Origin of the sequence: Echinicola marina (assembly GCF_020463795.1) — a bacterium.
Lineage (GTDB): Bacteria > Bacteroidota > Bacteroidia > Cytophagales > Cyclobacteriaceae > Echinicola > Echinicola marina.
The window spans coordinates 5,338,235-5,350,470 of record NZ_CP080025.1; the positions used below are offsets into that span (position 1 = coordinate 5,338,235).

General features: G+C 40.8%; 8 protein-coding genes. 5 read left to right on the forward strand and 3 right to left on the reverse strand.

The window, feature by feature from the left end:
• Positions 1-768 precede the first annotated feature (768 nt).
• Positions 769-3,987, reverse strand: a complete 3,219-nt coding sequence (locus tag KZP23_RS21710; protein WP_226333905.1) for a SusC/RagA family TonB-linked outer membrane protein — start codon at positions 3,985-3,987, stop codon at positions 769-771.
• A gap of 25 nt (positions 3,988-4,012) precedes the next feature.
• The gene (locus KZP23_RS21715; RefSeq protein WP_226333906.1) at positions 4,013-5,368 is read right to left on the reverse strand and encodes a TlpA family protein disulfide reductase; all 1,356 of its coding nucleotides are present in this window, start codon (positions 5,366-5,368) and stop codon (positions 4,013-4,015) included.
• A gap of 1,108 nt (positions 5,369-6,476) precedes the next feature.
• Here KZP23_RS21715 and KZP23_RS21720 point away from each other — a divergent pair.
• The 5 genes from KZP23_RS21720 (at position 6,477) to KZP23_RS21740 (ending at position 10,865) form a co-directional block, all read left to right on the forward strand.
• Positions 6,477-6,710, forward strand: coding sequence for a helix-turn-helix transcriptional regulator (locus tag KZP23_RS21720; RefSeq protein ID WP_192010955.1), 234 nt, complete (start codon positions 6,477-6,479; stop codon positions 6,708-6,710).
• A gap of 676 nt (positions 6,711-7,386) precedes the next feature.
• The gene (locus tag KZP23_RS21725; RefSeq protein WP_226333907.1) at positions 7,387-7,593 is read left to right on the forward strand and encodes a hypothetical protein; all 207 of its coding nucleotides are present in this window, start codon (positions 7,387-7,389) and stop codon (positions 7,591-7,593) included.
• Positions 7,583-7,909 (forward strand): type II toxin-antitoxin system RelE/ParE family toxin, encoded by a 327-nt coding sequence (locus tag KZP23_RS21730; protein ID WP_226333908.1) that lies wholly within the window; start codon positions 7,583-7,585, stop codon positions 7,907-7,909. The genes KZP23_RS21725 and KZP23_RS21730 overlap by 11 nt, the downstream gene beginning before the upstream one ends.
• Before the next feature lie 664 nt (positions 7,910-8,573).
• On the forward strand, positions 8,574-9,239 hold the full coding sequence (locus KZP23_RS21735; RefSeq protein ID WP_226333909.1) for a hypothetical protein: 666 nt from the start codon (positions 8,574-8,576) through the stop codon (positions 9,237-9,239).
• Between the two features lie 360 nt (positions 9,240-9,599).
• Positions 9,600-10,865: a DUF7151 family protein gene (locus KZP23_RS21740; RefSeq protein ID WP_226333910.1), complete on the forward strand. Its 1,266-nt coding sequence runs from the start codon at positions 9,600-9,602 to the stop codon at positions 10,863-10,865.
• Between the two features lie 347 nt (positions 10,866-11,212).
• Here KZP23_RS21740 and KZP23_RS21745 read toward each other — a convergent pair whose 3' ends face one another.
• On the reverse strand, positions 11,213-12,205 hold the full coding sequence (locus KZP23_RS21745) for an MraY family glycosyltransferase (protein WP_226333911.1): 993 nt from the start codon (positions 12,203-12,205) through the stop codon (positions 11,213-11,215).
• Positions 12,206-12,236: the final 31 nt, after the last annotated feature.

The window sequence follows — 12,236 nt, forward strand, 5'->3', positions numbered from 1 at the left end:
AAACAGTCACCGACTGCTTTCTTTACGCTTGTCCCTCCCCTAAATCCCTCCCGAATCAAGTTCGGGACAGGCTCTGTGGGGGACTTCTTGATATCGTAACCAAAATCGGTTCTTCCCCCTTCAGGGGGAGGTTAGGTGGGGGGAAATTCTTTCTTCTTTGCTCTTTTCTCTTTTTTCCAACTTGCTACTGCCATCTAGCTACTTGCTACTAAAAAGAGTCCCCGTTTCCCGTCTGGAAACATTTCCCGCTGTTTATTAAGATGATGCATGATCACATATGAAGAAAGTACGCGGTAAGGGACTCGGTTTAGATGTTAGACATAAGACGCTAGATAAAAGACTTGTTCACGGCAGCGAGTTCATTTGGTCTCCGTCATTGCGAAGGAGGACGGGAGTACGACTGTGGCAATCTCGTTTTCTAAAAAGGAGACTGCCACGTCGCTAGCTCCTCGCCTGCCTTTGCCGTCAGGCAGGCAGTGACAGAAGCTGTGACAATCCCGTACATCGAAGATGAGATTGCCTACCTGAGGCAGGTAAACTTCACTTCGATTCTCTTCGTTCGTATGACGGAGAAACAGATATTCTCATCTCCGAAATCAATCTTTCCTCCTTCTTCTTTGCTCTTTATTCTTTTCTCTATAATTCTTACTACTATCATCTAGCTACTTACTACTCAATTTAAGCTCCGCCCACCAAGATTCGCCTTTAATAATCAATCCGGTTTAAATTAAACATGAATACGGCGGACGGAGCTATGTCTTTAATGTGCTAGAAGTCTATCTTCACGCCCAAGGCCATACTCCTCAATGGCTTGGCGGTCCTGAAATCTGGATCCAAGGGATCATCCTTCGCGGCTTTCCAGAGTACACCCAGGTTATTGATATAGGAATAAATCTCTACCCGCCTGAAGGGTAGCTTTTTGACCATGCTATTGTCCATGGTATAGGCCAATCGAATATCCTGCAAGCGGATATGATCCCCTTTTTCTATCAATACAGCACTGTTTCTATAGAATAAATCCCTATAAGCATCCCTGCTTTCCGGCATGGAAGGCACCTGGGTCAGCATTTCATCACCGGGGCTTTGCCAGCGCTTGGAAAAATCCCCATGCCCCCCTTCTCCACTTAGTACAGTCCCATAAACCACGGAATTTCTTCGGTAATAATACCCTGCCCGAAATACCGTATTAAATGACAGCGACAGCCCTTTCCATAAAAAGGTATTCCTGATAGAACCAAAATATCGGGGCCTGGCCGGACCATGGTAATTAATATTTTCTATCGTGGCACTGTTCACGATTTCCCTATACTCTGTACTGGGCTCACCATCCACATAGCCCATAGGATCACCAGTATCCGGATCCAGTCCTGCCCAGTCATAACTATAGATGCCAAATAATGGCCGGCCACTCAGGGGAAAATATTCCCCTCCACTCCCACTGCTTCCGAAGTTCAGGTAATCACTTACCGTGGCCTTTAGCTCATAATCCGTCACTTTTTCCGACACATGGCTTAGGAGCAGGGAGCTTCTCCACTGTATGGCCTTATCCAAATTCAGCGTATGCAACTCGAAATCAAAACCTTTGGTTTGGGTATTGGCATTATTTCCTTTGAATTGCACGATACCAGAAGAGGGAGCATAAGGGCTCAGCCCTATCAAGTCAAGGCCGCTCTTGGTATAATATTCCAATACCGCCGATAGTCGGCCTTCCCATAATTCTAGGTCCATACCTAAATTCATCATTCGGATGCGTTCCCACCGAAGTTCCTCATTGGGGGGATTGATGATACGGGCATAAGGGTAGCCACTGACATAGGAAGTGCCCATCATCCTTGCCGTGGTCAAGGCAGAAAGGGATTTGTCGATATTGCCATTATAGCCATAGGTGGCCCTTAATTTCATAAATGATCCGCCCCCATTTCCATAAAAATCCTCTTCACTGATGATCCAGGCCAAACCAGTGGACCATAACGGGACACTTTTTTGATTAGTGGCCACCCCAAAAAGGTTAGAAGCATCCCTTCTGGCACTTGCGGTCAGCATATATTTTTTCCGGTAGGTATATCCTGCATTGACATACCCCGATACAAAACGGTCTACCGTCCCCGACTGGCCTTCGGCATTGATGATCCTACCGGTCAGGGCTGGTCGATAAAACCGGGGAAACCGACTGATATAATCTACAGGCTGACTGGTGCCCAACTGATCATTATAACCGTAAAACCTGGTACTATATCCTGCTCCTTGGTTATCCCTGACCTCTCCTCCTATAAGCAGGTTAATGGCATGGCCTCCTTGCCATTCTTGCTTCCAGGTCAACTGCCCTCGAAGGGTATGGCTGGCCATCTGGGCATTCCTGATATCCAAGATCCCTCCTTTGGGTACAGGATAAGTGAGGTTCCCCTCATCATCGATCTGGGTATAGGTATTGACCATATTGCGGACAAAATAGGATTCCACCGGATAGTGTATATTCCTCTCGACCCTGTTTTCCCAATATTGGTACTGTAAGGAAGCATGGAGGCCTTTGAATACCTTATAATCCAATCCCAGATTGAATCGTATATCGTTGCTTTCTTCCAGATCATTCATTAGCCCCCTATCCTTGAGGGGCACAAATGTCCAATCCACTAAGCCCATTCCCTCCAGGCCATCAATATACCCATCCCTAAAATTGCGGGTAGTCCTTAAGGGTCTGCCGTTTTCATCAGCCAGACTGGCATAGGGGTAAATGTCCTGATTACTTTCAAACTCCAGGGAGGCCATTCCCTCATTTCGGAGCCTTTCCCTGTACTTGCTCAGGTAAATGCCTACACTCGCTTTTAACTTGTTCTTAAGAAGGTGATGCTCGCTTTTGGCAGACAGGGTGATTCTCCTGTCCTTATTTCCTATGAGCGATTGCCGGTTTTCATCCCATCCCATGCTCAAATAATAATTTTGGTGCTTGCTTCCACCACGGACATTGAGGGCATACTGCTGGTTAATGGCCCTCTGGTAATAGTATTTACCCACATCATGGCGCACATCATGGCTACCAAGATCAGAAAGCACATCTTCCAATTCCCCCTCGGAAATCTCTCCATCACGATTCTTGATCATCCACTCTACAGCAGGTGTCAGCGGTACTTGGTTGGGGCTGCTCTCACTGGAATTATAAAATCCTCGATCAAAGAGCATTCGCTCTACATCTATAAATTCTTCTGGGCTCATTGTAGGCCTGTAAAACAAATCCGCCGGTTCCTTAATGGTAATATTTGAATTGAGGGAAACGGTGGGTGCTTGGTCCCTACTGCCCTTTTTGGTGGTGATGACAATGACTCCATTTCCTGTCCTGGCCCCCCAGATGGATGCGGCGGCAGCATCACGAAGTACCGAAATGCTCTCCACATCATTGGGATTGATCCCTTCCAACGACCCATCATAGGGGAAATTATCCAAAATGATCAAGGGACTGGTATCGGACATCAAGGTACTCCTCCCCCTGATACTAATGGGTTCCCGGGCTTCATTGCCGTTTCTGTTAAAAACCAAACCCGGGGTAATGCCATCCAACCTATCGAGAATGGAAGTACTCACCCTGCGATTGAGCAGTTCTTCATCCACTTGCACAAATGATCCGGTCACCCTTTCCTTGGGCAGTTCCTGATAACCTGTGGAAACCACCTCCACCCCCTGCATACTAAAATCCGATGGCTGTAATCCTACTTTTAGTGTCCTTTCCAGGGGCACGGTTACCAGTTCTTCCTTTTTGGTATAGCCTAGAAAGCTGAAGACAAGCGCATAATCCCCAGGGGCAAGCTCTAGGGAGAAGTTTCCCGAATGATCGGTAACCGTTCCCACCGCAGTTCCTTTGATAAGGACCGTTCCTCCTGAGATGGGCTCATGGCTAGCAGCATCGTACAGCTCCCCTCTCAAGGTATGCTCCTGCGCCTCTAATGTCCCCATACAGACGAAAATCACGTATATTCCTGTAAAAAATCTTTTCATGATTGATATATTTTAGAATAAATGATCAGTCCTGATGCTTTCGGATCACCAATACCTCTATCGGTACCTCCACCTCTTTGAGGACTAATCCCTTTGCCTCCAAGGCCTTTTTTAATTCCTCTACCTTTCCCAAGCTGCATTCTATATCCAGTGCTATGGAATAGTCCATTCCTGTCCTGTCCACTATAGGTCTAGGCGACTTTTGGTAGAAATAGGCATTCAGCTGCAGTACAAAGCGGTCCAGTGGATAACCCTTCATGCTCAGGCCATATGGCTTGAAGTCAAAGGATTTCTCCGTGGAGCCATACCTGGGCAGTGCTTGGTCTTTTAGCATAATGGCATAGACAGGGCGCTCGCGCACTTCGATCTGGGCGCTGTACTGCGGGAAATAACGCCTTAAATCTTCCTGCATAAGCTCAAATTTCCTCCCTAACATCGATGGTGGCAGTACCAGCTCATAGCCATAGACATTTCCCTCGGCCATCCAGGCCAGATAATCCGCCCCGCTCAGGTCAGTATTGAAGCGACTCCTATCCACTCCTTCATAGATGATCCTGTTTTTTCCAAAATAGAGATTGGGGTCTCCTGCATAAAAAGCAATCCTGTAGAGCTTCTCCAATACGGTATTGGTAAAAAAGATGCGGCCACCATGGCTATCCTTAAACTCCACCATCCTTCCCGGCAATCCAGGAATATATCCCGTAAGGGCAGATTGGAAAAGCAGATTTTTATCCTCAATCTGAGCATTACCCCCAATGAAAAGCTGCTCGTCAAAAAACTCGTTTTCTTTATCCGCTTTCAATTGGAATTCCTGCGTTTTATCCTCCACCAGGGCCTGGATCTTTTTCCGTGTGATATTTTCCCCACCGGTGATGGCGGATACCATCCCTTCCCTACCAATGATCACATAATGCGGCAAAGTCTTATGGGGAAACATATTCCTTAGTAGCTTATCCGATACCGCTATGGGCATGGATATTCCCTTTAGACTAGACAGCTTATCAAATAACTTATTTACCTTCTCCTGATCCTGATAGGTCACCGGAAGGACCATAAGGTCTTCCTCAAATTCCTGCTGTAGACTGTCTAGCTTCGGAAAGCCCTTCACACAAGGCGCACACCAAGTGGCCCAGAAGTCCAGGATCAGGAGTTTGCCCCGGTAATCGGAGAGCTGCACTTTCCCTTCGGGATGGTTGAGGACATTTTCGATCAGCAGGTCGGGTAATTGGTCCCCTACTTTAAGTTCGCTTAGCTGTGAGGGAGCGGCATTACTCACGGCCGCTCCTCCAGTAAAGGTGTCAGCAACTTTCGTCTGTGGAAATAAATCACTTCCAAAAAGGCATAAGTATGCCAGGAAGCATGTGAATGTTGTTTTTTTCATGCTTAAAATGCAGTTGTGTAGAAAGTATTGGGACAAGACTCGGAGTCTTGTCAGATACTAGTAGCAAGAGCCAAGATTAAAGACTGGTTTACGTAGGCAAGAACGTCTAATTCTCCGTCATTGCGATCCCGGTGAGCCGGGAGAAGCAATCCCGCCTTCCGAAGCCTTTAATTCCCCTTTCCCTTTTTATTCCCCTACTTTTTCCCATTGCCGGAAAAAGTAGCAAAAAGGTCTAGGCCGGTGGAGCTGTTTTACCTTTGTGCCATTTATTCATACGATGAAGATGGCGTTAATCCCAAAGGTATTTTGTGTCGCTGTCTACGGGCTAAAAAGAAGTGGATCTAGCCGAGGGCTAGCTAACTTCTTTTTTTAACGCCCTCCGACAACTCCACAAAACCAACAGCTCCAAGGGCCGGAACTTGGATTACGATCCGAAAACGAAATAGTCTCGTAATCACCCCTAGCCCCCCTTAAAGGGGACTTCTTGATCTCATAATCGAAATCCATTCCTCACCCTTCAGGGAGGAATGAGCGTTTATAAAACAGTCGGTGACTGTTTTTAGCGAGTAGCCAGCCTGAAGCGCAGGAGGTGGGGGTAAATTACTGTCTTAGAGTATATAAGTCTCCCCGTCCAATACGTACTCCAAAGCTTTCGGCCTTCGCCTTTCGACTTTTAGCTTCCTTCCTTCTACAATTGTTAAGAAATCATTTAATTACCCCAGTGCTTATAAAGCCCCAGGCCAGGCTGCCCTACCAGACGTCCCTTCCGGAGCGGGACGAATGCAGCCTACGAATTGCGATAAAAGTTTTAAAGTCAAGAAATCACTCAGGATTTCTGATAATCTTTTCGTAAATGAAGTTTGGGTTCGTATTCATTTTATTAGGTATAGATTATGATTAAATAAAAACCCTCAAGCTTTATTACTTATCTGCAACAAAGAACTAACAATGAATCAAATATATAAAAATCAATTCAATAAACAATCTATTAAACATATTTTTATTTCCATTAGTATTATTTATAAATCTATTAGACATATTATAATGACAATTAAGATAAAATCAAATTGATATATTTGTCTTTTTAGGTATAGATTTGATTTAATAAATGTCCATTTCAAAAAATTATAATTGCATAAAATCTGTTTTAGCAACAAAAGGAAAAACTCAAAAATGGTTATCAGAAGAGCTCAGAATAAATGTTAACACGGTATCCTCATGGTGTAGGAACACCAAACAACCTAAATATGAGAACTTGTATGAAATAGCTTTAATTTTAGGTGTTGAAATGGGAGACTTGTTGACCAAAATAAAAGACTTAAGAGATATTTCCGCCAAGTAACAGAGAAACGGCCGCTAGGTGTAGTCTGTGACTACGCCTTCCTATCCTTGGAATTTGTAATTACAGTAAATGTGGACTTTTTCAGATATGGGTGATGCATATCGTTCTGATAGTTACTGGTAGAGACATCAATGACCAAGAAATGCCTTATTGTCTGGCTTTTCAGGTTTTGTATGGGTATTTTTTTTTACAAGTAAGGATTACAGAGTTATTATTTTGAATAAACTGATCTGTAGTAAAAAGGACTTATCGAGTAAATTATTAGCAGGATATTACAGCATTTTTATTTTAGCCATTGCAAATGGACTATTGACGCAAAGGATTTTATTTGAGAAATATAAAATTAAACAGCACAAAAAAGCCACCACAAATTAATGAGATGGCTTATAATTATTTATAGCATTCGGCATTTGGCCTTAAGCTTTCGCCCTTCCTTCGCCCTTCCTTCTTCCTGCCTTAGACATTTCCCCTCATCTTATCCTAAAATTTGGTGTACTTTGATTTTTGAATATATTTGTATAATCTGAACTCCTAATCAAAGTCAAGAGGTTAAAGGAAACTAAAGACATAATATGAAGCGATCCTTATTAGTAATCACTTCTGCTTTCTCACTGAGAACATAATATAGAACTTTAAATATTCCCACTGCGTTATCCCGATAAAATCAAGAAAAAAAATGAAAATATTGTTGGATATAAAAGACGATAAGGCAGCCTTTATTATGGAACTACTCAATAATTTCAAGTTCGTAAAGGCCAAACCACTTACCCCATACAAAGCTGAAGTACTAGAAGGATTAAAAGAAGCTATTGAAGAAGTGAATCTTATTAAAACCAATAAGATAAAAGCACAACCTCTTGACAAGTTTCTTGATGAGCTATAAAGTGGATACGGTTACAGCTTTCCGAAAAGCTGTTAAAAAACTCATTAAAAAATATCCATCCCTTAAAAACGAATTGGCAGAACTTGGAAAGCAGCTTTCCAATAATCCTACTACAGGTACTTCTCTTGGAAATAATTGTTACAAAATCCGAATGGCTATCGCTTCCAAAGGAAAAGTCAAGTCTGGTGGGGCCAGAATAATTACCCATTTTTATGTGGCTGACAATACTGTTTTTCTTCTTTCCATTTACGACAAGTCAGATCAAGAAAATATTTCAGACAATCAAATCAAAGAACTACTGAAACTCATTCAATAAGATAGGGAATGGTAATGTAATCACGCTGATTAGCGTCTAGATTGCGACTACATCCCTCTAGCCCTCCCACGCCTGGGTGGAGTATGCCACTCCACCCTACTATCCTTGGAATTTATAATTCCAGTTACGAAAAACTTCATCTCAGAAGACCTCGTCAAAGCCGAAGATTTTTTTGTTTTAGGGAAGTCTTCACTAATGCATAAAGCGGGTTTAATTCTTTTAGAAAAAGTACTATAATAGGCCAAAGGAAGATGGTTATTTATTCAGATCTATCTTGACCACTTGTTCCAATAATATTGATTAATCTTTATTATGTATATCCGCAATTGCACCAGTAAAAGTTAAAAGCGAATCGAAATGTTCGTTTTAATTAAAATATCAACTCCTTCGGTCTTCAGTCTTCAAACTCCCGACCACTTAAGCAAAGGATTTAAGGTTACTGGCATCATTGCGGATAATCAGAATCTTTATTCAAGGACTAGTCAAATTTAAACTGTTATTTGAAAAACTGGCTTTTTTTGACGATTTTAAAAGTAGAATAAGGATCCTAAGATAAGAAAAGATGATTAGGCTTTTGAAACCTAGGGGCTGTTGTATTTTTGAATAGGGTGATTTTTAAGGATAATAATAAAAGTTTGACTGTTTCACTTAAACTATTGGTACTATGATAAATAGAGAATATTTTTCAATATATGAGATTGAAGAGGCATCCCTTTTGGATTTTTTTCTGGAGATATTGGAAGCCAGAAAAGTAACTTTATTAGGGCAAGAAGAAATGGAACTCCCGAGTAGTTTCTCTTACCAACTGGTACACCTGGCCTGGATGCTGCACAGTGGAAAGCTCCGGCTAGACACCAGCAAAGCAATATGGGAGGTACGCTCCAATATCGGAGAAGAGCTACCTTTTGGAGGATATCAAAAGCTGGTCAAGGAGACGTCTTACCCATCTTTGTTTGAGCTGATATGGCATTTGAAGCTCTGTTGGTTTGACACCTCCCTGATGTTTGGTTATAGTTTTGATTTGGATTCTAGCTGGTATCATAAACGGCTTTTCCCTTTTGGCTCTGTGTACCAGCATACCCGGGACCGGACCCTGATCAGTAAGGAGAAGGATGAGTATTGGCTGATCAGGCATCATGCGAGCGGATATATGAACAAAAAGGTAAGCTATATCCAAGATGATAAAGTACGGTATTTCCACCCGAAGTCAAAGGAACTACGGGCCCTCAGGAAAGGAAAACCTGTTAGAAGAAGAAAGACCTGCAGACCTGATGATCTGGAAGATTATGATCTGTTCATTACGGCATTTAAACGGTTGAAGATGAATTGACCAGTGAGAGTAATGAGTGTAGAACCTACTTCTAAACCTTCACCAAAACCTCCCTCCTATTCCTAAGGTCCAAAAATTGTGGGTGCTTATTTGAAGGATTCGAGGAAGTGGTAGGGATGGTTTATTAGAGAGGAAATTTTACTCTTGAGTGTAATTAGGCAACAAATAACATTTTTATTGGGAAATCTATCACTTCTACATCTTAAACTAAAAAAATAATTTCATTTCTATAATTTAGAGAAAATATTAACTTTACTATTTCTTATACGCAGAGAACAATTCCTCTACTTTAATATCTAAAATAGTAAATTAATTTTTCAAAAAAATATCCCTTCTTTTCCATTCAATTCAATATAAACCATGAATTATTGCATAAAATCAATTGGAACACCTTGTATTCTTTCATTATTTTTATTTTCCTGTGAAGGAGAAATAGGACCCAATGGTCTTAGTAGCCTAACAAATATCACAGATGAAAAAGCAGGGACAAATTGCGAAACAGGAGGTTTAAAAATTGAAACTGGATTAGATTCTGATTCAAATGGACTATTAGACCAAAATGAAGTTTTGAATGTAAATTATGTTTGTAACGGCTCCAATGGTTTATCCAGTTTAACTAGGTTTTCTCCAGAACTTCCTGGCTCAAATTGTGAAAATGGAGGAATTGTAATAAGTTCTGGAATAGATTTGAATAAAGATGGAGTGTTAGGTGATGAGGAAGTTACGACTTCATCATTCGTATGTAATGGAATAAATGGCCAAAACGGGTTAATCAATTCAACAAGCGAACCTCCAAGCGAAATATGTAAATTCGGTGGCATAAAAATCAATTCTGGTATTGACACTAATGGAGATAATATTCTTGATGAGACTGAAATCACCTCAAGCGCCCTAGTTTGCAACGGAAATGACGGAAAAAACAGCCTTTCTAAAGTTAATATTGTACCCAAAGGTGAAAGATGTGAAAATGGAGGTTTAAAATTCAGCTCAGGAATTGACTCAAATAATAATGGCGTTCTTGATGAAATTGAAATTGAATCAACATCCTACACTTGTAATGGCTTGGATGGGAACTTAAGTTTAATCAATATTTCAGATCAAAGTAAGGGAGATAAGTGTGAAAATGGGGGGATAAAGATAGAATCAGGTATAGACATTAATAATAACTACCAACTTGACCAAAGTGAAATCCTTGTAACTAAATATGTTTGTCATGGATCAAGCGGAATAATTAATGAAGAAATTCAAATCAAATTATCCAATGGGATAGGGACTGCTATGAATACAAGTAGCTCTACACCTACCCTTGTTCCACTTACTACCTATCTCGACTTAAACAATTATCCAAATGTTGACTCTGTCGTCTTTGTTTCAGATCCATGGGTTGCTGAAACTAATAATTACGCGAGCTTAGAGCTTTATAATATTACAGATGCTGAAATAGTTACTGAAAGCATGATTAGAAGTAATAAGTTGTATAGTGGAAGAACACAAATCAAAACAGGCAACATTTTTACTCATATACCTCAAAAATCAATTCAACTAGGGCTTAGGTTTAGATCTGAAATAGATGGATCCTATGCTGCTAGTGGAATTCCTTATTTATACTTGTATAGAAAAAAATAAGCTCAAATAATCCATATTATACTTAAAAATAAAGAAGCCAATTTATTGAGATGGCTTCTTTATTTTTCCCTCGACCTTCAGCATTATGTTTACAACTATTTCTCGTTTACACTTTCCTGAAGCAGCACTCCTTTTCCTGATGTTCATAGATTGGATTGAGGGTACTTATTTGAAGGATTGGTGGAAGTGGCCATGAAGGCTTATTAGGGTTAAGGATTTAAAAGAATATAGCAAAAAAAACCACCTCAAATAAATGAGATGGCTTTGTGATTATTTATATCTTTTGGCCTTAGACCTTAGTCTTTCGGCTTTTGGCATTTCACTTTCGTCCTTAGGAATTGCAAAAACTAATATTCCTTAATCTTCTCTCTCTCCCAATTCTGCTCCTTAACAGGTTCTGGAAATCTATAAGTCGATTTTGAAAGTACCCTAGGTGAACTCAGTACCTTAGCCCTTACCTTTCTTAGGGTAACCACATTGATTACACTTCCCAAACTTATGGCCAAGATGGAAACAACTGGAAACATAATCCAATCATTTAAATCTTTACAAACAATCATCAAGGCCAAAAACAATAATTTAAGTCCCCCTAACATCATAGCCACTTGATCATGACGATTCCCCATCCGCATTAAGAAATGATGGATATGTGATTTGTCGGGGCTAAATGGTGAATGTCCCCTTCGTATCCTGCGTACAAATACTCTTAAGGTATCATAACAACAAATCACCATCATTACGAGCCCAGTAGTGATAGGAGCATCAAACCTAAATAGTGAATTATTACTATTCATTAATTCTCCATTCGCATAAATAAAATAAAAGGCCATCGTAGCAATAAATAATCCTAATGGCAATGACCCTGTATCCCCCATAAATATTTTAGCAGGATGCCAGTTATAAAACAAAAAACCGATGATGGCAGCACTTAAGGATAAACAGAGCAAGGATGGAATATAAAAGCCAGTCAGTCCAAACCAAATAGACATAAACCCTGTCGATATAAGTCCCAAAATCCCCGCAAGACCATCTAATCCATCTATTAAGTTATAAGCATTGGTAAGTCCTACCAACATAAAAAGACTCAAACTATAACTTATCCAAATGGGTAGTTCTTCCACTCCTAAAAAACCATAAAAACTATGAATTCTAAAATCTCCCAATATCACCACTAAGAAAAATGCCATTAACTGGCCAATTAATTTTTGCATGGCAGACAAATCTTTCATATCATCCCATAAACCAATGGAAAATAACATCCCCATACTCACCAAAACGTAGGAAAAATTCCCCAACTCACCAAAAGAAAAAATCACTATCACACCAGAAATAAATCCCAAAATAATGCCTACCCCCCCATTGATGGAACAG

Bases quoted from the DNA above. Each gene is read 5' to 3' on its own strand.
- KZP23_RS21725 (WP_226333907.1), top strand. From the start codon at position 7,387: ATGAAAATATTGTTGGATATAAAAGACGATAAGGCAGCCTTTATTATG.
- KZP23_RS21710 (WP_226333905.1), bottom strand. From the start codon at position 3,987: ATGAAAAGATTTTTTACAGGAATATACGTGATTTTCGTCTGTATGGGG.
- KZP23_RS21740 (WP_226333910.1), top strand. From the start codon at position 9,600: ATGAATTATTGCATAAAATCAATTGGAACACCTTGTATTCTTTCATTA.
- KZP23_RS21730 (WP_226333908.1), top strand. From the start codon at position 7,583: ATGAGCTATAAAGTGGATACGGTTACAGCTTTCCGAAAAGCTGTTAAA.
- KZP23_RS21715 (WP_226333906.1), bottom strand. From the start codon at position 5,368: ATGAAAAAAACAACATTCACATGCTTCCTGGCATACTTATGCCTTTTT.
- KZP23_RS21720 (WP_192010955.1), top strand. From the start codon at position 6,477: ATGTCCATTTCAAAAAATTATAATTGCATAAAATCTGTTTTAGCAACA.
- KZP23_RS21735 (WP_226333909.1), top strand. From the start codon at position 8,574: ATGATAAATAGAGAATATTTTTCAATATATGAGATTGAAGAGGCATCC.